At 66.7% G+C, this 22,024-nt stretch carries 22 protein-coding genes; 12 read left to right on the forward strand and 10 right to left on the reverse strand.

The window, feature by feature from the left end; translation table 11 throughout:
- The 5 genes from HYU53_11380 to HYU53_11400 all read right to left on the reverse strand — a co-directional run.
- On the reverse strand, nucleotides 1–402 hold a 402-nt coding region (locus tag HYU53_11380; GenBank protein ID MBI2221792.1), incomplete at its 3' end, for a GNAT family N-acetyltransferase.
- 38 nt (nucleotides 403–440) lie between these two features.
- Nucleotides 441–2,204, reverse strand: coding sequence for a S8 family serine peptidase (locus HYU53_11385; protein ID MBI2221793.1), 1,764 nt, complete (start codon nucleotides 2,202–2,204; stop codon nucleotides 441–443).
- A 233-nt stretch (nucleotides 2,205–2,437) separates the two neighbouring features.
- The gene (locus tag HYU53_11390) at nucleotides 2,438–3,400 is read right to left on the reverse strand and encodes an ABC transporter permease (protein ID MBI2221794.1); all 963 of its coding nucleotides are present in this window, start codon (nucleotides 3,398–3,400) and stop codon (nucleotides 2,438–2,440) included.
- The gene (locus tag HYU53_11395; GenBank protein ID MBI2221795.1) at nucleotides 3,397–4,308 is read right to left on the reverse strand and encodes an ABC transporter permease; all 912 of its coding nucleotides are present in this window, start codon (nucleotides 4,306–4,308) and stop codon (nucleotides 3,397–3,399) included. The genes HYU53_11390 and HYU53_11395 overlap by 4 nt, the downstream gene beginning before the upstream one ends.
- Before the next feature lie 2 nt (nucleotides 4,309–4,310).
- Entirely contained in the window at nucleotides 4,311–6,107 is a 1,797-nt protein-coding gene (locus tag HYU53_11400; protein ID MBI2221796.1) for an ABC transporter substrate-binding protein, read from the reverse strand.
- A gap of 340 nt (nucleotides 6,108–6,447) precedes the next feature.
- Here HYU53_11400 and HYU53_11405 point away from each other — a divergent pair, with 340 nt between their 5' ends.
- From HYU53_11405 to HYU53_11430, 6 genes are all read left to right on the forward strand, one after another.
- Nucleotides 6,448–8,055: a S8 family peptidase gene (locus tag HYU53_11405; GenBank protein ID MBI2221797.1), complete on the forward strand. Its 1,608-nt coding sequence runs from the start codon at nucleotides 6,448–6,450 to the stop codon at nucleotides 8,053–8,055.
- A gap of 252 nt (nucleotides 8,056–8,307) precedes the next feature.
- Nucleotides 8,308–9,987, forward strand: coding sequence for an HD domain-containing protein (locus HYU53_11410; GenBank protein MBI2221798.1), 1,680 nt, complete (start codon nucleotides 8,308–8,310; stop codon nucleotides 9,985–9,987).
- Complete coding sequence (locus HYU53_11415) at nucleotides 9,984–10,325, forward strand: diguanylate cyclase (GenBank protein MBI2221799.1); 342 nt, start codon at nucleotides 9,984–9,986, stop codon at nucleotides 10,323–10,325. Before HYU53_11410 ends, HYU53_11415 begins: the two co-directional genes overlap by 4 nt.
- Nucleotides 10,326–10,341: 16 nt before the next feature.
- Nucleotides 10,342–13,047 (forward strand): sigma-54-dependent Fis family transcriptional regulator, encoded by a 2,706-nt coding sequence (locus HYU53_11420; protein ID MBI2221800.1) that lies wholly within the window; start codon nucleotides 10,342–10,344, stop codon nucleotides 13,045–13,047.
- A 41-nt stretch (nucleotides 13,048–13,088) separates the two neighbouring features.
- Nucleotides 13,089–13,484, forward strand: a complete 396-nt coding sequence (locus HYU53_11425; GenBank protein MBI2221801.1) for a DUF393 domain-containing protein — start codon at nucleotides 13,089–13,091, stop codon at nucleotides 13,482–13,484.
- 73 nt (nucleotides 13,485–13,557) lie between these two features.
- Nucleotides 13,558–13,938 (forward strand): hypothetical protein, encoded by a 381-nt coding sequence (locus tag HYU53_11430; GenBank protein MBI2221802.1) that lies wholly within the window; start codon nucleotides 13,558–13,560, stop codon nucleotides 13,936–13,938.
- Nucleotides 13,939–13,998: 60 nt separating this feature from the next.
- Here the strand turns inward: HYU53_11430 and HYU53_11435 are convergent, their stop codons facing one another.
- The 3 genes from HYU53_11435 to HYU53_11445 are packed head-to-tail and all read right to left on the reverse strand — an operon-like array spanning nucleotide 13,999 to nucleotide 15,409.
- Entirely contained in the window at nucleotides 13,999–14,274 is a 276-nt protein-coding gene (locus tag HYU53_11435) for a DUF4242 domain-containing protein (protein ID MBI2221803.1), read from the reverse strand.
- A gap of 59 nt (nucleotides 14,275–14,333) precedes the next feature.
- Nucleotides 14,334–15,137 carry an Ig-like domain-containing protein gene (locus HYU53_11440; GenBank protein ID MBI2221804.1) on the reverse strand — a complete coding sequence of 268 codons (804 nt, stop codon included), beginning with the start codon at nucleotides 15,135–15,137 and terminating at the stop codon, nucleotides 14,334–14,336.
- Between the two features lie 50 nt (nucleotides 15,138–15,187).
- On the reverse strand, nucleotides 15,188–15,409 hold the full coding sequence (locus tag HYU53_11445; protein MBI2221805.1) for a hypothetical protein: 222 nt from the start codon (nucleotides 15,407–15,409) through the stop codon (nucleotides 15,188–15,190).
- 156 nt (nucleotides 15,410–15,565) lie between these two features.
- Between HYU53_11445 and HYU53_11450 the strand changes: the two genes are divergently transcribed.
- The 3 genes from HYU53_11450 (at nucleotide 15,566) to HYU53_11460 (ending at nucleotide 19,707) form a co-directional block, all read left to right on the forward strand.
- Nucleotides 15,566–16,630 (forward strand): transcriptional regulator, encoded by a 1,065-nt coding sequence (locus tag HYU53_11450; protein ID MBI2221806.1) that lies wholly within the window; start codon nucleotides 15,566–15,568, stop codon nucleotides 16,628–16,630.
- A 77-nt stretch (nucleotides 16,631–16,707) separates the two neighbouring features.
- Nucleotides 16,708–18,042, forward strand: a complete 1,335-nt coding sequence (locus HYU53_11455; GenBank protein MBI2221807.1) for a hypothetical protein — start codon at nucleotides 16,708–16,710, stop codon at nucleotides 18,040–18,042.
- A gap of 33 nt (nucleotides 18,043–18,075) precedes the next feature.
- On the forward strand, nucleotides 18,076–19,707 hold the full coding sequence (locus HYU53_11460; protein MBI2221808.1) for a hypothetical protein: 1,632 nt from the start codon (nucleotides 18,076–18,078) through the stop codon (nucleotides 19,705–19,707).
- Here HYU53_11460 and HYU53_11465 read toward each other — a convergent pair.
- Complete coding sequence (locus tag HYU53_11465; GenBank protein MBI2221809.1) at nucleotides 19,704–19,964, reverse strand: hypothetical protein; 261 nt, start codon at nucleotides 19,962–19,964, stop codon at nucleotides 19,704–19,706. The genes HYU53_11460 and HYU53_11465 overlap by 4 nt on opposite strands.
- Nucleotides 19,965–20,080: 116 nt before the next feature.
- On the opposite strand from HYU53_11465, the gene HYU53_11470 reads away from it, so the two are divergent.
- Nucleotides 20,081–20,809 (forward strand): hypothetical protein, encoded by a 729-nt coding sequence (locus HYU53_11470; protein MBI2221810.1) that lies wholly within the window; start codon nucleotides 20,081–20,083, stop codon nucleotides 20,807–20,809.
- Nucleotides 20,810–20,833: 24 nt separating this feature from the next.
- Here HYU53_11470 and HYU53_11475 read toward each other — a convergent pair whose 3' ends face one another.
- A complete protein-coding gene (locus tag HYU53_11475) occupies nucleotides 20,834–21,127 on the reverse strand; it encodes a hypothetical protein (GenBank protein MBI2221811.1) in 294 nt (97 codons plus the stop codon).
- A 71-nt stretch (nucleotides 21,128–21,198) separates the two neighbouring features.
- Between HYU53_11475 and HYU53_11480 the strand changes: the two genes are divergently transcribed.
- Both HYU53_11480 and HYU53_11485 read left to right on the forward strand, forming a co-directional pair.
- Complete coding sequence (locus tag HYU53_11480) at nucleotides 21,199–21,768, forward strand: HD domain-containing protein (protein MBI2221812.1); 570 nt, start codon at nucleotides 21,199–21,201, stop codon at nucleotides 21,766–21,768.
- An 18-nt stretch (nucleotides 21,769–21,786) separates the two neighbouring features.
- Nucleotides 21,787–22,024, forward strand: a 238-nt coding sequence (locus HYU53_11485; GenBank protein MBI2221813.1) for a tRNA pseudouridine(38-40) synthase TruA, incomplete at its 3' end; no start/stop codon positions are given.

Consider the following 22,024-nt stretch of genomic DNA (forward strand, 5'->3'; position numbering starts at 1 on the left):
CTCGAAGGCGAAGTTCACGACCAGCGCCGCGCCGTCCGCGAACACGCCCGTCCCCCAGAACGGCGAGCCGATCGCGAAGCCCCACTCTGCGGTCGCGAATGACGGTTCCAGCTGCCGTACCTGGAAGATCCCGATGGCGGTCTCCATGCCTTCCGGCACGACCGCGAAGCACGCGTAGGCTCCCTGCGAGCGCTGCACGTGCGTCCACTCGATGAACCGCTCGAAGCCCTCCACCGTGGTCGGCGGCGGCGTGATGAAGCGCGCGACCTCCTCGGTGGCCAGCATCGCAACCAGCGACGCGGCATCCGACCGCCGCAGCTCGCGCAGCGTGACCCGCGCGCCGCAGAGCGTCGGCAACGCGCTCCGCCAGTCGGCCGTGACGGCCGGCTGGCGCGCGCTCACGAGTTCAGCCTGGGCAGGCATGCGTTCCATGAGCTTCGTTATTTCCGCTTCCGTGGCGTTGCGCCCGTGCCCCAGACGATGTTGTCGCCGTCAGCGGTGGTCAGCAGCCCGGTGCCCCACACGATGTTGTCGCCCCAGTCGCCGGCGGTGCCCCACACGATGTTGTCGCCGTCGCCGAGCGTGCCCCAGACGATGTTGTCGCCGTCGAGCGCCCCGCCCCACACGATGTTCGCGGCCCACGCGAGCGTGTTCACGTAGAGCACGTTGTCGTCGGTCACGCGGTTGCCGCCCCAGACGATGTTCTGCGCCCAGGCGTACTGCTCGCCGCCCAGCTCCGACACCGGCTCGGGCACGGCGGCGACCCACGTCGAGTTCAGCGGCATCGACGTGTCGATCAACTGGGCAACCGTCACGGCTCCGTCGAGATTGAGGCCGCCGGTGCCCTGCGTCAGCCCGTCGTACAGCCGGCCGTTGGCGCGCGAAACGGGAATGGCCGTGTACTGGAGGATCGCCTTCACGGCGTTCGGCGTGATCTCGGGGCCGTGCGCGTTCGCCTGGCGGACCTGGTCGATCACGATGGCCACGGCGCCAGAGGCGACGGCCGCCGACACGCTCGTGCCGCTCAGCGCGATGTAGCACCGGTCGTTGCGCCCCGGAACGCGCAGCGAGGGGAACGAGGTCGCGATCGTCTGGCCCGCGAGGCAGTCCGAAATCAGGCGGTCGCCGGGAGCGACGATGTCCGGCTTGGCGTAGGCGTCGTACCACGAGGGCCCGCGCGAGCTCCAGTCCGGAATCCGATCGTCGGAACGCGGGAGCGTGGACATCGTGCGGACCGCGCCCACCGTGATCGCCGACGGCGCGTTGCCGGGCGACGTGATGCCCGCGTAGCCGGCCTGGTGGTTCTGCGGGTTCTCCCCGAAATTGCCGGCCGAGGTCACCACGACGATGCCGTGGCGCACTGCGCGCTCGACCGCCTGCACCAGCGGGTCGTCCTCCGCCGGCGCGTAAATCGGGTGCCCGAGCGAGAGGTTGATGACGTCGATGCCGAACAGGTCCGCGTTGGCCACCGCGTAGTCGATCGCCGCCAGCACGTTGCTGGCGCGCCCCTGGCCGTGGTGGTCCAGCACCTTGAGGCCGACGAAGTGCACGAGGGGGGCGACCCCCATGTACTGATAGCGGGACTGCACACCGGTTCCGCCGATCAGCCCCGCCACGAAGGTGCCGTGACCGTAGTCGTCGTACGGCTCGACGGGCAACGGCGTGTTCGTCCGGGTGAAGTCGACGAAGTGGCGGATGCGCCCCTGGAGATCCTGAACGGGCGCGATGCCCGAATCGATGACCGCGACGCCGACGCCGCTGCCGATCAGCGTGTTGCCGGTGAGCCCCAGCTGCGCGCGCAGGCCGCTGTAGTATTTCAGCGCGCGGTAGTTGATCGCGCGCCCCGCGGTCACCTTCTTCCGCCCGCTGGCCACGACCGTCGCATCGATCGACACGGCCTTGACGGCCGGATCCTTTTCAAGCGCGAGGATGTCCTGGCCGTGCACGTCCGCGGTCAGCGCCTCAATCGACGGATGCTCGACAACCACGGTGTCGCCGTGCTTCTTGAGCGCGGCGCGCAGCAGCGGACGCATGCCCGGGTTCACCGAGATGATCACGCGCTGGTTGTCCGTCGCGCCTTGCTTCACTGCCTGGCGCAGCGCCAGGTCGAGCTTGTCTTTGCGGGGACCGGCAAAAGCCGGCGACGCCATGAGCGTCACCATCGCCACTGCGGCCAGCGTGGAGACACAACTGCGGGGAGTCATTCGGGCCGTGCATGAGCAAGGGGCTGGCCAGCCTGGACCGTATCCGCACATAAGCTATTAACTTTATGCAGTCAAATAGCTTAGTGGTATTCGGTCAGGTGACCAGTGTGCGTGGTGTGCGCGCGACTGTGTGCTGAAATTGATCACCGCAAACGCGGCTTGTCAGTCAAATTCCTACAAACATCGTGTATCTATTGGGCGGAACAGGGGTGTTCCATCCTGGAGCATCGATCTCAGAATTGAACATGACGTCTTCGGTCGTAAGTGCCTGACACTGCTATGCTTACGGCCAATGACACTATCGCAATCGCGATCGCCGGCGCGAGCAGCCACGGGAACTCGCCGAACGCCCTTCCGCTGCCCGCCTCCTGCAGCATCGTCCCCCAGCTCGGGACCGGCTCGGCGAAGCCGAACCCCACGTACGACAGCGTCGCTTCGGCGAGGACGAAGGCGGGCACGAGCAGCGCGGCCTGCGTGGCGATGAAGCCGCGCGCGGCGGGCAGTACGTGCCGCACGATCACGCGCGCGGGGGTCGCGCCGGCGGCGCGCGCCGCCTCCGCGTACTGGCTGCGGCGCTCGGCGGCGACGATCGCGCGCACGCCGCGCGCGACGAGCGGCCAGCCGGCGAGCGCGAGCACGAGCGAGAGGCCGGCGAACACCTCGGCGGGCGCGAGCACGAGCGGCATCACCGCGCGCAGCGCGAGCACGACGTAAATCGCCGGCAGCACGAGCACGAGATCCGCCAGGCGCATCGCGGCCTCGTCTGCCAGCCCGCCGGCATAGCCCGCGATCGCGCCCGCCAGCGTGCCGACGAGCAGCGCGCCCAGCGTGGCGGCGAGCGCGATGCCGAGCGACGCGCGCGCGCCGTGAAGCAGCCGCGACCACACGTCGCGCCCGAGCGCGTCGGTGCCCAGGAGAAAGACAGGCTCACGGCTCGAGGCGCCGAGCGGGATCAGGCGCGTGCGGTCCTCGATGTAGCGGCGCTCGAGGCGATCGGCGAGGTGGAGCGGATAGACGAACGGCCGGTGCGGCGTCCACCGATCGTCGAACAGGTGCGGGCGCATCGGCGGCGCGTACGGGTACCCGGCGAACTGCTCGTGAGGATCGTGCCACGTGAGCGCAGGCGCGAACACGGCGCCGAGCGCCGCGAGGACGAGGATGGCGGCGCCGATCAGGGCAACAGGACGCCCGCTCATGATTCCCTCACCCTCGGGTCGAGCCACAGGTGCAGCAGGTCCGACAGCAGGATTGCGATCGCGAGGAGCACGGAGACCGCGGCGGCGCAGCCGGCGACGAGGAAGATGTCGCGCGAGCGGAGGCCGTCGGCCATCAGCACGCCGAGGCCCGGCCAGTCCGTCACGATCTCGACGACGAACGAGCCGCTGAGGAGCGAGCCGGCGATGATGCCGTAGACGCCGGCGAGCGGCGCGAGCGCCGCGCGCAGCGCGTGCCGCCAGATCACCAGGCGCGGCGGAACGCCGCGGGCGAGCGCGGCGCGAAGGTACGGCTCGCCCAGCACGTCGCGCATCGCCTGCGACTGCATGCGCTCGACGATCGCCGCGAGCGGCAGCGCCAGCGCGAGCGCGGGGACGACGAGGTTGGCGGCCGACGCGCCCCCCGGCGCGAGCCACCCCGCGCGCGCGAAAAGCGCGGTGAGCGCCAGCGCGCCCACGAGCGGCGGCACGGCGAGCAGCAGCATCGAGAGGGCGCGCACGGCGTGGCGCAGCAGCCCGCCGCGCCGCGTGCCGGTGTACACGCCGAGCGGCACGCCGACGGCGGTCGCGAGCAGCAGCGCCGCCGCCGCCAGCACCGCGGTGTTGCGCGCGCGCTCGCCCAGCAGATCGGACACCGGGCGCCGGAACTTGAGCGACTGCCCGAAGTCCAGCCGCGCGGCGCGCGAAAGCCAGTCCGCGTACTGCCGCGCGAAGGGGCGATCGAGCCCCGCCGCCGCGCGCCCGGCGCGCGCCGCGGACTCGTCAGCCTCCGGCCCGAACTGCGTGTAGAAATCCCCGGGCGCGAGGTGCACCAGCGCAAACGAGGCCGACGCCACGCCGATGACGAGCAGCAGCGCGAAGAAGAGGCGGCGGAGGAGGAAGCGGCTCACGTCTACTTCACGGCGAGCGTGTCGGCCGACCAGAGCACCAGCGGCTTGAGCGGCGCCGGGCGCGCGTTGGCCACCCTCGGCGTCATCGCGACGATGAGGCGCGGGGCGGCAAAATAGAGAATCGGCAGGTGCTCGGCGAAGATCCGCTGCACCTCGGCGTACAGCCGCCGCCGCTCCTCCCCGTCGGTCGTCGAGATCTGCTGCTCGATGAGCGCGTCGATGCGCGCTTCCCACTCCGTCGCCGGCGACTTCTGCCCGGCGTTCCACACGTGGAAGCTCCCCGAGCTGAGCCAGAAATCCAGGTTGTTCGCCGGGTCGTGCGAGCTGGCCTCCACGCCGAAGTAGATCGCGTCGTAGTCGGACGCCGCCCAGCGCTGCACGATCGACCCCGGGTCGACGCCCACCACATCGACCGCGATGCCCGACTGGCGGAGCTGCTCCTGCAGCACCGACGCGGTGCGCATGCGGATCGTGTCCTGCTGCTGGGTGAGGATCGAGAAGCGCACGGCGCGGCCGGCGGCGTCCTCGAGCATGCCGTCGCCGTTTCGGTCCGTGAGACCGAGCCCCGCGAGCAGCTCGCGCGCGCGCGACCGGTCCAGCTCGTAGCGCGGGAGATCCTCGACGTACCACTCCTTGTTGCCCGGCGTCACCGGCCCGTCGATCGGCACGCCGGCGCCGAGATACACCTGGTCCACGAGCGCCTTGCGGTCCACGGCGTGCGAGATCGCCTTGCGGAAGGTTTCGCTCTGCAGCCATGGCTTGCGCGGGTCGCCGCGAAACGCCGGCGGAGACAGGTTGAACCAGAGCATGTTCGGATCGAGCCCCGTGCCCGCGTCGGCCAGCGCCACGCGCCCCTGGCTCTCTTCGCGCCGCAGCGTGGCGTAGTCTTCCGGCCGGATCTCGCGCGCGCTGATGTCCACCTGCCCCCCGAGCAGCCGCAGCACCTCGGTGCTCTGGTCGCGCACGACGACCAGCGTCAGCCGATCGAGGTACGGCAGCGCGTCACGTGCGACGTGCGACGCGTCACGTGCGACGTGCGACGTGCCACGTGCGACGTGCCTGAAATAGTGCGGGTTTCTCTCGAAGACGATCCGCTCGGCCGGCGTGTACGACACGAGCCGGAACGGCCCGAGGCCGGCGATCTCCGCCGGGTTGGCCGACGGCCCCCACGCCTCCCCCATCGTCCCCGCGCGGAGCGAGGCCTCGAGCCTGTGCCTGGGGAAGATGACCATGTTGTCCAGGATGCGCAGCCCCGGGCCGAAGGGAGACGGGAAGGCGAGGACCACCGTGCGCGCGTCGGGCGCGGAGACGGCGAGCGGCTTTCCCCGCACGAGCATCGAGGAGCGCAGCGAGCTGTTCAGCCGCGCATCGTAGGCCGCCTCAAACGAGAACCGCACGTCGTCTGCGGTGAAGGGGTGGCCGTCGGACCACTTCACGCCGTCGCGGAGCGTGACGGTGTAGGTGAGGTGGTCGGCCGATTCGGTCCAGCGCTCGGCGAGCCACGGCACCAGCTCGCCGGTCTGGCGGTCTATCCGCGCGAGCTTTGCGTGGAGCAGGTGGGTGATCGCCTCCACGGTGTTGTCGGCGAGCTGCGCGTTCGCGTAGCGGTTGAAGGTGGGGGGATCGCTGCGGATCGCCACCACCAGCTCGCCGCCGCGCCGGGGCGCGGTTGCGCCAGGGGGCGGGGGGCTCGAGTCCTGCCGTCCGGGGACCGATAGGAATCTCAGCGCGAAGGCGAGCGCGACTGCGAGCGCCGCGGCGCCGAGGGCAAACAACCAACCGCGATTTTTCCTACCCACCGCTTGTCTCTCCGGCCAAATTCTTGGCCGCCGAAAACCCGTCTGTTTTCTCGGTTTTTTGCGCGCCCCGCGTTACGGCGCGCCGCAAGCCCCCACCGAGCCAACTACTTAACCGTGTGCCGGCGCGACGCGCGCGTGCCGCGCGTGGGGGATCGTAGCCGCGATCGCCTCTCGCGGCAAACACGCTGACGCACGCTGTCCGTTCGAGTGCGTCCGCTGCACGCCGCGCGGCCGTCCCGCTTCAAGCGCGGCATTTCCGGTACGGACCGTGCCAATGCACGAGGCAGGTTTCCGAGCTACAGGTGCACGTATACGTGTCGGTTTTCCAGGGGCCCTCGTCATGAACGCTGAACTGCCAACTCCCCGCCTCAGCAGCTTCTTCCGGTGTGCCGGCGTCGCGATCGTCGCGGCGGCGGTTGTGGCCGGTGCCGCAAGCGCCGCCTTCGCCGGCGAGCGCCCGAAGTTCTCGAAGGATCTCGAGGCGCTGGCCGCCGCGGGCACCGGCACCGCCCGCGTGATCGTGGACGCGCAGGGTGCGGATGCCGAGGCGATTGCCGTACGTCATGGCGGGCGCGTCGTCCGGACGCTGAAGCGTGGCGCGGTCGTCGAGCTGAGCGCCGCGTCGCTGGCCGATCTGGCGGCCGACGCCTCCTTCGAGCACGCCAGCAACGACGCCATCGTCCGGAGAATGAACGGGACGACCGTGATCTCGACCGGGGCGGACCAGGTGCAGGCGGGGGTGCTGGGGGCGCGGTATACGGGGGACGGCGTCACCGTGGCGGTCATCGACTCGGGCATCGCCAACCACCCGGGCCTGAAGGATCGCGTGGTGGCGAGCGCGGATTTCGTGGGGGATCGGCAGAGCGGGAGCGCGGCGGACGCGTACGGCCACGGCACGCACGTGGCGGGGTCGGTGTCCGCCATGGCGCCGGGGGCGGCGCTGGTGAACCTGCGGGTGCTGGACGGGAACGGGCAGGGGTACACGAGCGACGTCATCGACGCCATCGATTGGGCGATCGAGCACAAGGATCGCTACGCCATCCGGGTGATCAACCTCAGCCTGGGGCATCCGGCGTTCGAGTCGTACGTGGACGATCCGTTGTGCCAGGCGGTGGATCGGGCCGTGTCGGCGGGGATCGTGGTGGTGGCGGCCGCGGGGAACATGGGGAAGCTCGAGGACGGGACGCGGGTGGTGGGCGCGATCACCTCGCCGGGGACGAGCCCGTGGGCGCTGACCGTGGGTGCGGTGAACACCAACGGGACGCCGCAGCGGAGCGACGATTTCGTGCCGGACTGGAGCTCGCGCGGGCCGACCATTGACGGGATTTTGAAGCCGGAGCTGGTGGCGCCCGGGAGCCGGATCGTGTCGGCCGGGGCCGCGGGCTCGACGTTGTGGCAGGACTACCCGGATCGCCGGACGGACGGCCTGTATTTGACGCTGTCGGGCACGAGCATGTCGAGCGCGGTGGCGGCGGGTGCGGTGGCGACGCTGCTCGAAGCAAACCCCGCGATGACGCCGCTGGACGTGCGGATCGCGCTGCAGATTTCGGCGAGCTTCCTGCCGGAGGCGGGGATTATCGGGGGAGGGGCGGGGAGCCTGAATGAGCTGGCGGCTGTCGGAGTGATCGCGCGCGAGGTTCCGGCGGACGACGTGGCGGTCGGTTACATCGCTGGCAGCAAAATTGTCCCATCTGGGTTCACGTTCGGCCTCCGTGATGTCATGCAGGCGGAACGTAGCCTGTCCTGGACGACGCTCCGGTGGGCACCGATGACGGCTGCCTCGGGCGTCGACCTAATGCAAGCTGCATTTGACACTTCGCAGGCAGAAACGATCGTCTGGACGAACACGATCGTCTGGACGAACACGATCGTCTGGACGAACACGATCGTTTGGACGAACACGACCGTTTGGACGAACACGATCGTCTGGACCAATACCATTATTTAGGCAAGTGGGCTGTGGGAAGCGTTACGGCATTCGGTTGAGAAAAGGAGACTTGTGATGCGTATAATCGCCTGGGGCTCGTAGCCGCAACGGGCGCGGGCTTCCTCCAAAATGTGGCGGACACTGCCCGCAGCTGCGCGTATTTACATACTGGCCCTCATCGCGGCCGGCAGTTTGACGATCGCGCATTCGATCTATTCACTCTTCGCGCGACCGATTGGGCCGGGATGGTTCATTCTCGCTGTACTCACACTTGTGAGCGGGTCCGCAACGCTGAAATTGCCAGCGTTGCCGGCCACTATCTCTGTTTCGGAGACGTTCGTATTCACATCCGTCCTGCTGTTCGGCCCCGCGGCAGGAACCCTAATCGTCGCTCTCGATGCTTTGGTGATTTCACTGTGGTCGCTCAGGCATCAGAATCCGCTGTATAAGATTTTCTTCAACGTCTTCGCGCTTCCGGTCGCCATCTGGGTCGGCAGTCAGATCTTCTTTCTGATGGCGGGAATTCAACCGCTGGTCAGGCACTCTGAAACACAACCGATCGGCGCCCTGCTTCTGCCGCTTCTGTGTTTCACACTTTCATACTTCCTTTTAAACAGCTCGATTATCGCGGTCGCCATTGCCCTTGAGCGAGGTGTTTCGGCGTTTCGCATCTGGCGAGAGAATTTCGCGTGGATTTCCCTAAATTACTTTGGTGGCGCCTCGGTAGCGGCCCTCCTAGTTAGCTATACACGTAATCTCGAATTTTCCCAGCTGGCAATCATCGTTCCACTTCTACTGGTTTCGTATTTGACCTTCGCCACGGCGATGGGACGCGCTGAAGATACCAATCGGCACCTTGTACAACTAAATCAGCTGTACATGTCCACAATCGAAACCCTAGCGATGGCTATCGACGCCAAGGATCAGATTACTCACGGGCATATCCGGCGCGTTCAGATGTATGCCATCGGGTTGGCACGAGAGTTAGGCGTATCAGACGAAACGCAAATCAAGGCAATAGAAGCTGCGGCCCTGCTACACGACATGGGCAAACTTGCCGTGCCGGACTACATCTTGAACAAGCCTGGTCCATTGAGCACCGCTGAGTTCAGCCGCATGAAGCGACACGCCAGTATCGGTGCGGAAATCCTTTCGTCCATAGAATTCCCTTATCCCGTGGTGCCTATCGTCCGCCACCATCACGAGAACTGGGACGGCAGCGGCTATCCCGACGGCCTCAAAGGAACAGAGATACCTATAGGCGCGCGTGTATTGTCGGTTGTGGACTGCTTTGACGCTCTCACATCAGACAGACCTTACCGTCGCAGACTCACCGACGACGAAGCACTGCGTACGCTGCGGGAACGACGTGGAGTTATGTACGACCCACTGATAATCGATACTTTCATCACCGCTTACCCAAAGCTCGCTGCGACCGTACGGGCGGAAGAAGAGGCTGCGAAGCACTTGTTCTTCGAAATTGCACAGTCGGCGGTGCCCAGTCCAAGTTCGTCGATCGCGCAGCCGACCTACGATCGTGGATCTGTTTCCTCCGCTGTCATCACCATCGATCAACTCTTGAGATCAGCACGAGATGTAACCGGTTTGGACGACCTTGTTTTTTATGAATATAGCAAACTGGGCGGAGATCTGATCGTCGTCAGTGCCATCGGCGAGAGGTCCCATCTTTTTCTTAAGGAGAAGCTCGCAATCGGAGAGCGAGTTACCGGTTGGGTCGCTGCTAACCGCACTGCTGTAGTCAATTCAGATTCCAGACTCGAACTCGAGTCAACAGGACAGTCTGTCGCTTCCACGAAATGCACTGCCTTGCCAATCTTAAATGGGGATGAGCTGCTTGGCGTACTCACCGCATTTGCACCGCCCGGCGTGCGTTTCGCGGATCAAGACGTGAGCCTCACGGTTTGGCAGAACTTATCCGGCGCATTCCGATGAGCGAGACGACTCCGATTTCGGTGATTGCTGTTGACATAGATGCAAGCGGTAGCGAAAGCTCCGCGCAGATATTGACCGCTCTAAGAACCCATCTTCGCGGCGGCGATGTCTTGTTCGAGCAAAGTCGGACAAGGTTCGTGATTATTCTGTCAGCTACCCCGCAGGCGGGAGCACAGGCTATGGCGCAGCGAATGGCGTCTGAAATTCGGCCTCTTCATCGCATTCTTGTAAGAATCGGCGTCGCCACCGCCACGGGGACGACCGACGACGTCCGCGCCCTAGTTCACCGGGCTTTCAGCGATCTTCGCCACATCAGTCCAGCCACATCCCTCGGTTAGCTGATTAACAGGATCTATGCACGGCAATGACGCTTCGTCAGCTGAAGCAGCTCTGAAAGCCGGACGGTTCAAGGTCGGCTTAGAACTGCTTCGGAAGTCTGTGCCGGGCTCTTCCAAGCACGCCCTTCTCCTTGCAGAAGCGCTGCTGCGCGTCGGCGATTGGGGCGCGCTGGATGCCCTTCTAGCTCGAATCCTGGAGAGCGGTCCAGATCGCGTACGTGCCAGCGCTTTGGTAGTCCGCGGAGAACTGAACGGTTACAGGGGACAACTGTCAGAGTCCGAGGCAGATTTCCAAAAGGCGATTGAGCTTGCTATCTCCTGCTCGGATCGCGCTGTCGCATGCGCTGCGCGAATCAGGATGTTCGCGCATCGCGCAGACATCTCCTGCGACGAGCGCACACGAAGGATTGCAGAGGAAACCCGCGATGATGCTCTGTCACTCGGAGCGGATCTCGCACTGACGGCATATCACATCAACGCAGCAAAGTTCGAGGCTACGCAAGGCCGCTTGAGTGCAGCCAGTGCACACGAAAATTTGGCCGCGGAGCACTTAAGGCGAGAGCCAAACTATTGGCAGGCCGCGGCTTTGGCACTGAGTCGCTCTTGTACGGCGTTTCTGTGCTCAGACTTGGACGATGCCGTAGTGCACGCGCTGGAAGCGGGCACACATGCGCAAACGTCGGGAGACCTATGGTCACAAGCAGCAGCCGCTGCCAATCTAGGCTGCGTGTATATGTACCGAGGCCAGTTCGAAGCGGCAGAAGAGCACTTAGTCAATGCCAAAGATCTAGGACGGGACCTGCCCGTCCTACAGCTGGCAACGCTCGATTCATTGGCACAGCTCTGGTTGTTAAGAGGCCATAGTGATCGTGCAGCACACGCTCTTGCTCAAGTCGCCGCTCTCATTTCCTTACACCCGCCCTTAAGAGACTCGTGGTACGAACTGGCAACGATTGTTACGAGAACTCGGTTGCATCGAACGCGCGGTTTGTGGAATGAAGCTTTACACGAGGCTGACGCAGGATGTGTCTTGTCCGTTGCTCGGGGCGACGATAATTCGACTGCTGTCTTTCATTACGCCGCAGCAGAAGCGCTTGCGATGAGGGGCGAGATTGCGGAGGGAGCACAGCGCTTTATGTGTGCTCTCGCGATGAATGTGACGTCAAACAACCTGAGGGTTGAGCGGAACCGCGTTCGATCGACATTGCACAGTGCCAACGGCAACATTCGTCAAGCGAATGAGGCACTCGCATTATCGGAACGATTGGCTCGGGCCATGGGGGACCAAGTCGCTTCCGCGGAAGTCCGATGGACCAAAGAACGGCTCAGAAGGGTAGCTCCCGATACCAACGATGCCGCGCAAACTGAATATCAAGTGTCACTGCTTTGGCCGTTGTTGGAGTCCGCGGACACTCCGTTGGCATTCGCCGAAGCTGCCTTGGACTTCCTCGCCACTTCGAGGTCAATCGACGCGGCCGCAATCGTTTCGAGTGCTGGAGGGCACGACGAAATTGTCAAGAGTTATCCGTTGACTTCACCGCCTGCAATCGGACCCTCGAACCGGCGGACGCAACGGATCGAGATTGCTCCCGCCATAGCGCTGGAAATAACACCCGCCAACGACTTTGAGGCGCACTACGTTATCAGCAGCATCAGGGAACTGCTCTTGCGGTTGCTGCAAGGAACTAGACGATCAAACTTGCCCGAGAGTTCGTGGTTAGGGCCAACGCTCCACGTGGAATCGCCAGCAGCTTTCGAGTCTCCTGTGATGACAACGGTGATTGCAACCGCACGTCGTGTGGCACCGCTTGATGTGACCGTGTTGCTGACGGGTGAGACTGGCGTCGGCAAGGAAGTCCTCGCAAGGTTGATTCATGATGATTCTGGTAGGGCGAAGGGTCCATTCGTTCCGTTTAATTGCAGCGCGGTGCCTCGTGAAATGCTAGAGAGTCAACTATTCGGGTATCGAAAGGGTGCGTTCACCGGCGCCGGAGAGGCATTTCCTGGAGTCATCCGCAGCGCTGAAACTGGGACGCTTTTTCTCGATGAAGTCGGCGAATTGCCTATTGATCTCCAACCGAAGTTGCTGAGGTTCCTGGAGTCCAGGGAGGTTCATCCTCTCGGCGAACCAAAACCAGTCAAAGTTGACGTGCGGGTGATTGCTGCAACGAACGCCGACATCTCCGCTCGGATTCAACAGCATCAATTTAGAGAAGATTTGTTTTATCGGCTCAACACGGTTCAACTGGAGATCCCTCCGCTACGAACACGTGCGGAAGAAATACCGCGGCTGGCGCAGCTCTTTCTAGTGGCTCACGCAGAGGAATTTCGGAAAGGTCACCTTAAATTGGCGTCGAGTACTTTGGAACGACTCCTCGCCTACAACTGGCCGGGCAACATCCGTGAATTATCGAACGAAATGCGAAGAGTAGCCGCGTTGGCTGAGCCGGACTCCCTTATTCTTCCCGTCACGCTGTCACAGAGAATCATCGGCAACTACGCCGGACGAGATTTCAGATCATCGGCCCCTGCTGCTTCTCGCTTCCCTGTGCGTCAGCACCTTCCGCAGGCGGTTTCGTCGCTCGAGCGGACCATGATCATTAACGCGCTCGAAGCCACCGGAGGCCGGGTGGACGAGGCGGCGCGCCTTCTTGGCATATCGCGCAAGGGACTCTTCCTTAAACGCAAGCGTTACGGAATTACCGGCGGCACGGCCGACTAGGTCGGACTGCCGAAGCTGGGGCTGTACAATGTGATCTGGCCGTGCCGCTGGTCCTCATCTACGACGTCGACTGCGCCTTCTGCCAGCGCTCCGTGCGGCTGCTCGCGCGGCTCGATCGGCGCGAGCGCCTCCGCTTCAGCACGCGCGCCGCGGAGTACGGGCGCGCCGTGCTCGCCCAACACCCAGACCTCAACGCCGTCGACAGCCTCATCCTGGTCGCGCCGGACGACATCTATATACGGTCCGGCGCGGTGATCCGCGCGGCGGCCGCGCTCGGCGGGCCGTGGCGCCTGATGAACGCGCTCCTGCTGATCCCCGGCCCGCTGCGGGACGCGGCATACAGGATCGTCGCGAAGGTGCGGCGACGCCTTTCACGCGGCGACGCCTGCGCGATCGGCCCCGGCACCGAGGAGCTGCGCGCCCGCACGCTGCCGTAGATCCCGGCGCGCAGAGCCCGGCCGGCACGCCGGGCCGTGCGGCGAACACCGGCAGACGCCGGCTTGACGTGCCATGAGCCGCGCCGATAATGGCGGCGGGAAGCGAATGACCGTTGCAGGCCTGGCGAAGATCGTGGCGGAGTTGTCCGAGCGGTTCGATCGCCGCTTCGACTCGGTCGAGCGCCACTTCGACGCTGTCGATCGGCGCTTCGAGGATGTCGACCGGCGCTTCGAAGATGTCGACCGCCGCTTCGACGAACTCGGGGGACAGATGCGGGCGATCGGCGAGGCGATCAGGGCCGATCTAATCCAGTATGCCGAAGCATGGCAGGCCGTCGACTCGCGTGTCACCCGCCTCGAGACCCGCAACGACGCCGAGCACCGCCTGATGCAGACACAAATCGACGAGCTCGACGCCGATCTGCGGCGGCGAAGGCGGCCGCGCCGCCGCTGAGCGCTCCGGCCGGCGGCCCGTCGCTTCCGCGACACGCGCCGCCGCCGGAACAACCGCTTCCTAACTTTCCGCCGTCGTCGGATCGATGATCCGGCGGACGCGCGCCACCGAGTCGGCGGGAAACCCGCCGCGCTTGGCGTGCTCGCGCACCGCCGCTTCGTCCGGCGCGTTGTAGATGCAGTAGATCTTGTTGTCGGTCACGAAACTCTGGACCCACTGGATCCCGGGCCCCATCTCGCGCAGCACGCCGCACGATGTCTGCGCGATGCCCAGGAACTGGTCGTCCCCCAGCGAGCCCACGCCGCTGATCGCCCGCTCGATCACGAACTTCGGCATCCTGCCCCCCTGCTGAAAGGGGGAGAGCATAGCAGGTTCCGGGGCCCGGACGCTCCAGGTCACGATCGAGGCTGCCTGACGGCCCGAACGAGGTCGTCGATCGTGCGCGGCGCCGCGCCGGGGGCCGGCGGAGCCACGGAAATGGTGGACGTCCGGTTCACGTTGAACAGCTCGCCGGCCGTGCGCCCTTCGCCGCTCGCGCCGGCGGCGCGCCAGATCACCAGCACGCGGCCGGCGATCCTGCCCGGCTCGCGCGACTGCAGCACCCACGATTCAGTCAGCGTGAACGTGCCGTCCTGGTAGGTCGCCGGGAGCGCCAGCGTCCCATCCATCGCGATCGGGCCGCTCGCCTGGTTTGATCGCAACGTGCCCAGCGATGCCGTGCCGCTCACCGAGTCGTTCGTCTGCGTGAACACGAAGCTCAGGGGAAGCACCCGGTTGTTCGGGAACTCACGGCAGAAGTCCACGCCCGCAAACGCGCCCGAGTGCTCGCACCCGGCGATGAGATAGCTTCCGACCCACGTCCCCTGGAAATTCGGGATGCCGCGCACCCGTTTCGTGCCGCGCACGCCCGCGTAATCGACGAACACGGTGACCTCGCCAGCCCCGACAAAGCGGACGTCGCCGTTGCCGCTCGCGGTCGCCACCGCCGGCGCGTCGGAGCCCCACGTGCCGGAGACCGGCTGCGTCGCCCCGTTCGACATGGTCGCGGCCGCGGTGAACGTGAACGCCTGCCCGATCGCGAACATGGACGCGTTGTCGGGCGTGGTGATGCTGAGGGATGTCACCGACGGCGCCGGCGCGGTGCTGGCGCCGCCGCTCGAACCCCCGCAGCCCGAGGCGAAGAGAAGGACTGTTGCCACGCAGGTCAGTGTCAGTTGTTTCCTCACAGGTTACGTCTCCTTGGTGTGAGTCAGCCGGCAAACGCGGAAAGATGGACGAGGCGGTCGTCGTGGGCGAGCGCTGCGGCGGACAGACCCGGCGCCTTGATGCGGACGTCGACGCCGAGGCCCGGCGCCGGCATGGCCTTGCCGGTGGCGATGCGGAGCGCCGAGACACACTGCTCGGCGGCGACCCGCAGCCCGGACTGGCGGCGCGGTGCGGACGCCCGCGCGTGCCAGCGCCCCGCCTCCACGCACGAGACGGGACGGGAACATCGTGACGTTCTGCACGGTGAGGTCGAGTCCGAGCGTCACGCGGGAGACGGCATCCGCAAGAGGCGTCATGCGACTACCGTACGAGGGGCTGGTGACAGGGGTGGTCACGGAAATCGCGTAGTAAGATCCGCGGCGTGAGGAACTCCGAGCTGATTCGGCAGTGGAGGATCCTGCAGGCGATCGACGTCACGCCGACGGGAGTCTCCGTGCGGCGGCTGGCGGGAAAACTGACCGTCCACCAGCGCACGATCCGCCGGGACCTCGACGCGCTCGAGCGCGCGGGGTTCCCGATCTACTGCGACCGCGACAACGGGACGGCGCTCTACAAGTTCAACACGAAGCCGTTCAAACGGCTGGAGCAGATCGGCCTGGGGCTGCCGGAAGTGTGCGCGCTGTACATGAGCCGATCGATGCTCGACGCGCTGGCGGCGCTGCCGTTCCGCGACGACCTCGCCAGCGCGATGACGAAGATGGAGTCAACGCTGCCCGACGGCGTCCGCAAGTTCCTCGACGCGCTGCCGGCGGTGCTGCAGGCCAAGGCGGAACCGCGCAAGCGGCGCGACGAGCGGCGCCTGCAGGAGATCATGCCGCGCATCATCGACACTTCGCTCAACCGCAAGCGGGTGCGGATGTCGTATCACTCGTTTTCAAGCCGGCGGGTGAAGGAATACCTCATCGAGCCGCTGCGGCTCGCCTACGCGCAGGGCGGGATCTACCTGATCGCGTACGTCCCGGAGTACGGGCAGCCGCGCACGTTCGCCGTCGAGCGCATCCGCACGTACGCGGAAACCGGGGAGCGATTCGAGGCCGCCTCGCGCACGCTGACCGACAAGCCGTTCAAGAACTCGCTCGGCGTACACACGGGAGAAGCGAGGCGGATCGAGATTGAGTTCGACCGCCAGGTGTCGGCGTACGTCAACGAGCGCGAGTGGCACCCCTCGCAGCGGGTGAACGAACGGCCCGACGGCTCGGTCCTGGTCGCGCTTGATGTCTGCATCGACCCGGCGCTCAGAAGCTGGATCCTCAGCTTCGGCCCCTTTGCGCGCGTCGTCGCGCCACGCGAGCTGGCGGAAGAAATCCTCGAGGAACTCGAGGAAGCGCGCGAGAAGTACGCGCCGCGGATGGACTTCGAAGGGTCCGCGATGCCGCGCATGTACCAGGTGACAATGCCGCGGCTGCCCTTCTCACGGCCGTCGTAAGCCTCGTCCGCTCGCTGCGCGTTGTAGGTGTTTGTCCTACAAACACGCCGGCGCGCGAAAGGACGCAGTACAATCCGGTGGTCTTCATGTTTCCGGACCAGTTGAACGGCTGGAAGGAAATTGCCGCGTACATCGGCAAGAGCGTGCGCGCGGCTCAGCGCTGGGAGGAAGAGCTCGGCCTCCCGATCCACCGCATCAAAACCCCCGCCGGACAGATCGTGTTCGCGCGCCGATCCGAGATCGACGAGTGGATGTTCGAGCGCGACGAGCTCGGCGGGCGCCGCGCGACGGCCGGGATCCCTCCCGCGCCGCGCCGGATTTCCCCTCTCTGGTTCCTCGTGGCCGGCGTCGCGGCAGTTGCCATCGTGCTGCTCGCCGGGATCGCCGCGTGGATGCGCGCGCCCGCCGTTGGCGCGGGCCACCCCGCCGCGGCGCGCTTTCGCCTCGAGGGGACGACGCTCCAGGGGATCACGGATGAGGGGCGGGTGGCGTGGTCGATCGACTTCGCGGAGGCCGTCCAAGAGCCCGCGATCGACTGGCGCCCCAACCTGCAGCCGGTCCAGCGCGGCGATATCGACGGCGACGGCGACGCCGAGGCGCTCATCGTCGTCTCGAGGCCGGATCGCACGGCGCAGGAGCAGTTGATCTGCGTGACGGCCGAGGGGCGCGAGGAGTGGCGCTACACGCCGTCGATCACGTTGCGGTTCGGCGAGGAATCGTTCACCGGCCCGTGGCCGATTCGCGACGTGCTCGTGGCGCAGGCCGGCCCTGCGGCCGGCGTCTGGGTGGCGCTCGCCCATTCGATCTGGTGGCCCGGCGCGGTGGTGAAGATCGACGCGCACGGCACGGCGTCGGTGCGGTTCGTTCAGTCGGGCAGCATCAACGCGCTCGGCCTGTGGCCGTACGAGGGGCGCGGCGCGATCGTGGCCGCGGGCGTGAACAACGAGCACGCGGGCGCCAGCGTGGCCGTCATCGATCCGAGCCGGCCCGCCACCTCACCGCAGACCCCCGGCTCCGCGTTCGCCTGCCGCAACTGCCCCGCCGGCGCTCCGCTGAAATACATCGTCCTTCCGCGTTCCGAGCTGAACCGCCTCAGCCGTGTTCCGTACAACATGGCGATCGGCCTGACGGTGAGCAACTCGTCGATGACGGTCACCACGACGGAGTGGCACGAGCCGGGGATGAACGCGATCTACACGCTGGACGGCTCGCTTGCGCCTTCGCTGGTGACCATGAGCGACGGGTACTGGCACCTGCACCGCCGGCTGGAACTGTCGCGGGCAATCGACCACGATCTGCTGCGCTGCCCGGACCGCCACGAGCCGCGCCGCGTTCGCATCTGGGAGCCGCGCGGCGGCTGGCGCGAGGCGAGGGCGGAGGCGGGCGGCGGCGCGATTCCTGGCGCCCCATGACGTATAATTCGCCCTCTCAAGGGGGAGGGGGCAATGCTGAGGTTGCGTTTCAGCGCGGTGCCAGTGTGTCTGGCGCTGGCGCTCATGGCGGCGCCTGCCCTGGCGCACGCACAGCACGAACACCACACCGCGACGCCGGGCGAGACGCTCGGCTCGGTCGACTTCCAGACGTCGTGCCGGCCGGCGGCGCGCGGCGCGTTCAACCGGGCGATGGCGCTGCTCCACTCGTTCGAGTTCCGCGATGCGATCGACGGCTTCGACAAGGTGCTCGCGGCCGACCCGTCGTGCGCGATGGCGCACTGGGGGAAGGCGCTCGCGTACTGGGGGAACCCGTTCGCGCCGGGCGTCAAGGGGGGCAAGCTGCTGCGGGACGGGCGCGCGGCGGTGGAGGCGGCAACGGTGAGGGGATCGCCGGCGCCGCGCGAGCGCGCGTACATTGACGCCGCCGCGGAGCTGTTCCGCGAGGCGGACACGAGGCCGCAGCGCGATCGCGTGCTGGCGTACGCGCAGGCGATGGAGGGGGTCGCGCGCGCGCACCCCGACGACATGGAGGCGACCATCTTCCACGCGCTCGCCGTGAACCAGACGGCGCTGCCGACCGACAAGACGTACGCGGCGCAGCTCAAGGCGACGTCGCTGCTCGAACCGCTGTTCGCGAAGTACCCGGACCACCCCGGGCTCGCGCACTACATCATCCACGCCTACGATCATCCGCCGCTGGCGCCGCGCGCGCTCGCCGCCGCGCGCCGCTACGCGAAGATCGCACCCTCGGCGCCGCACGCGCTGCACATGCCGTCGCACACCTTCACGCGCGTCGGCTACTGGCAGGACTCGATCGACACCAACATCGCGTCGGCGGACACCGCGATGAAGATCGCGAGCTACTCCGAGGCGCTCCACGCGATGGACTACCAGATGTACGCCTACCTGCAGACGTCGCAGGACGCGGCGGCGAAGGGCGTCCTCGGGCGCGTGCCGGCCGTGGCGGCGAAGCTCTCGCCCGACGCGGTCACCGGCGCGGCGCCGGCGAGCGCGGGGTATTACGCGCGGGCGGCGATGCCGGCGCGTTACGCGCTCGAGCGCGGCGCGTGGGCCGAGGCCGCGGCGCTGCCGGTCGATCCGTCTCCGACGGCGTACGCCGACGCGATCACGCACTTCGCGCGCGCGATCGGCGCCGCGCGCAGCGGCAACCCGGCGGCGGCGGCGCCGGACGTGGAGCGGCTCGCCACACTGCGCGACGCATTGTCGAAGGCGGGCGACGCGTACTGGTCCGGGCAGGTGGAGATCCAGCGGAAAGGAGCGGAGGGCTGGGTGGCCTTCGCGTCCGGACGCCGCGACGAGGGGATCGCGACGCTCGGGGCGGCCGCCGAGGCCGAGGATGCGACCGACAAGGCCGCCGTCACGCCGGGGCCGATCGCGCCGGCGCGCGAGATGCTCGCCGAGATGCTGCTCGAGACCGGCCGCGCGAAAGACGCGCAGGCGGAGTTCACCAGGACGCTCGAGCGCGAGCCAAACCGGTACCGCGCCATCGCCGGCGCGGCCCGCGCGGCCGCGGCCGCAGGGGATACAGCGGCCGCTGCGGCGTTCAACAAGATGCTGAGGGAGGTCTGCGCGAAGGCGGATACGGAGCGCGCGGAGTTGAAGATGGCGCGGGCGGCTCGCTAGATCGCGTTGCGGATCTTCTCGATCTTGCTGTCGCGCTCCGACGTCAGCCGCTCGCGATCGCGCTGGTATTCCTGATCGATCGTGGCGAGCGCTTCCGGGTCGAGCGTGGTGTTCATCGCCGATCGGTGCATCACCTCGACCTGCGCGAGGCGCGCCTCGTAGACCTGGCGGATTTCGGCGATCTCCGCTTTCTGCGCGTCGGTGAGCGGCTTTTCGACGATGCCCTGTTCCGCGTCCTTTTTTCGGAGACGCTCCATGGCAAGCTCATAAGCGGACTTTGGACTACCGGTGTCGGCCATGACCCGATCATAGCGCGGCAGGGGCCTCCGCTGTCGAGCTTGCGACTGGAGTGCTGATTGCATCTGCAGGGGCCGTGAGCTCGGCACCCCGCATTTCGCTCGGGATCATGGCCCTCGCGGTGCTCACCGCGACGCCCGCGCTACACAGCGATGCGGATGCCGTACGCCTCGAGCCGGTGGTCCAGCGCTACCTCGACCAGGGAACCGCTCAGCCGGTCACCTCCTATCGCGCGTTCCGCCGCCTCGAGGCCGCCGGTCTCGGCCGGGCGGGATGGCTGGAGGCGTGGACCGAGATCGAGAACGGCGCCTTCCGCTACGAGATCACCGCGGAAGGGGGATCCGAAAAGGTGCTCGGGCAGGTCCTGCGCAAGTACCTCGAGAACGAACGGCACGCGTTCGAGAGCGGCGAAGCGCAGCGCAGCACCCTGACGCCGGACAACTATCTGTTCGTCGCGGCGGACCAGCAGCCGGAGGGGCTGGTCAAGATCCTGATGAAGCCGCGCCGCAAAGGGAAATTGATGCTCGACGGCGCGATGTTCTTCGCCCCGCAGGATGCCGGCCTGGTCCGCGTGGAAGGCCGCGCGGTGTCGAACCCGTCGTTCTGGGTCAAACGGGTGGACATCACGAGGCACTACCGCCGGATCAGCGGCGCGTGCGTTCCGGTCGACGTCGACTCGACCGCGAACATCCGTTTCGCGGGCAGGGCGACGTTCCACATGACTTACCACTACACCCACGTCAACGGCCGTGCACCGCTCGGCACGGTGGGCACGATCGCCAGCGCTGCGGCCACCGGCCGGTAGGCACGCGCAATCCGGACGAACGAGTCAGCTCGCGAATGGCAGCGCCGCGGGACGGGCCTCCGCGCCCGGCGCCGCCTCGGGCCCGTCCACCACGTGTCGCGCCTTGATCTGGGCGCGGCGTCGGCGCAGCTCGAGCTCTCTCAGGCGCTCGCGCAACACCCCCTCGCCGGACCGGAACGTCATCGCCGACTGCGCGAACGAGCGCCCGACGACGGTGGGATCCCAGAGGCAGCCCTGCGCCGCCGACCGGCGGGCCGCCGCCCTCGTCGCGCGGGAGTTGCGGGTGGACGAGGTCTTTCGGGCAAATACCAAAGCCATGGGTTTTCTCCTCCCACAGCGACTATAAGAAGGGGGTGTGACAGGATGGGTCGCGGGCAGGGGGCAGGGTGATACGGCTGTCTGAGCGGTTTATCGACGCGGCGCGGTATGCGGCGGAGGCACACGGGAGCCAGGCGCGGAAAGGGACCGACGTGCCCTACCTCGCGCACCTGCTCGCCGTTGCGTCGTTCGTCCTGGAGGCGGGCGGCGATGAGGACGCGGCAATTGCGGCGCTGCTGCACGATGCGGCAGAGGACCAGGGCGGGCGCGCGCGGCTGGACGACATCCGCGCGCGCTTCGGCGCTCGTGTCGCGCACATCGTCGAAGGATGCACCGACAGCTGGCAGGGGCAGAAGGAGCCGTGGATGGAGCGGAAGGAGCGGTACGTCGAGCACGCCAGGACGCTCGATCGCGACACGCTGCTGGTCTCGGCTGCCGACAAGGTCCACAACGCCTACGCGATCCTCCGCGACCTGCGCACGCACGGCGACAAGGTGTGGGCCCGCTTCAAAGCGCCGCCCGACGATATCATCTGGTACTACGATGCCCTCGTCCGCGCGTTTCGCGACGCGGGCGGGCATCCGCTCGTCGACGAGTTGGAGCGGGTGGTGCGCGGGATAAAACGCGAGATGGGATATTGAGGCCGACGGCCGGACGCCATGCCGCGATTCAAACTGACACTCGAGTACGCGGGCACCCGCTACAGCGGCTGGCAGATCCAGAAGAACGCGAAGACCGTTCAAGGGGAAATCGATCGCGCGGTTCGCGAGGTCACGGGGCGAAAGACGTTCGAGCTGTACGGCTCCGGGCGGACCGACGCGGGCGTGCACGCGTTAGCGCAGGTCGCGCACCTGGATATCGCGACGAACCTGCCTCCCGAGACGTTGCGGCGGCGGC

Source organism: Acidobacteriota bacterium, assembly GCA_016184105.1.
GTDB lineage: Bacteria > Acidobacteriota > Vicinamibacteria > Vicinamibacterales > 2-12-FULL-66-21 > JACPDI01.

What these genes read in the sequence shown, in the direction of transcription:
- HYU53_11390 (MBI2221794.1), bottom strand. Translation starts at nt 3,400, where the DNA reads ATGAGCGGGCGTCCTGTTGCCCTGATCGGCGCCGCCATCCTCGTCCTC.
- HYU53_11420 (MBI2221800.1), top strand. Translation starts at nt 10,342, where the DNA reads ATGCACGGCAATGACGCTTCGTCAGCTGAAGCAGCTCTGAAAGCCGGA.
- HYU53_11415 (MBI2221799.1), top strand. Translation starts at nt 9,984, where the DNA reads ATGAGCGAGACGACTCCGATTTCGGTGATTGCTGTTGACATAGATGCA.
- HYU53_11435 (MBI2221803.1), bottom strand. Translation starts at nt 14,274, where the DNA reads ATGCCGAAGTTCGTGATCGAGCGGGCGATCAGCGGCGTGGGCTCGCTG.
- HYU53_11430 (MBI2221802.1), top strand. Translation starts at nt 13,558, where the DNA reads ATGAGCCGCGCCGATAATGGCGGCGGGAAGCGAATGACCGTTGCAGGC.
- HYU53_11460 (MBI2221808.1), top strand. Translation starts at nt 18,076, where the DNA reads ATGCTGAGGTTGCGTTTCAGCGCGGTGCCAGTGTGTCTGGCGCTGGCG.
- HYU53_11405 (MBI2221797.1), top strand. Translation starts at nt 6,448, where the DNA reads ATGAACGCTGAACTGCCAACTCCCCGCCTCAGCAGCTTCTTCCGGTGT.
- HYU53_11465 (MBI2221809.1), bottom strand. Translation starts at nt 19,964, where the DNA reads ATGGAGCGTCTCCGAAAAAAGGACGCGGAACAGGGCATCGTCGAAAAG.
- HYU53_11475 (MBI2221811.1), bottom strand. Translation starts at nt 21,127, where the DNA reads ATGGCTTTGGTATTTGCCCGAAAGACCTCGTCCACCCGCAACTCCCGC.
- HYU53_11385 (MBI2221793.1), bottom strand. Translation starts at nt 2,204, where the DNA reads ATGACTCCCCGCAGTTGTGTCTCCACGCTGGCCGCAGTGGCGATGGTG.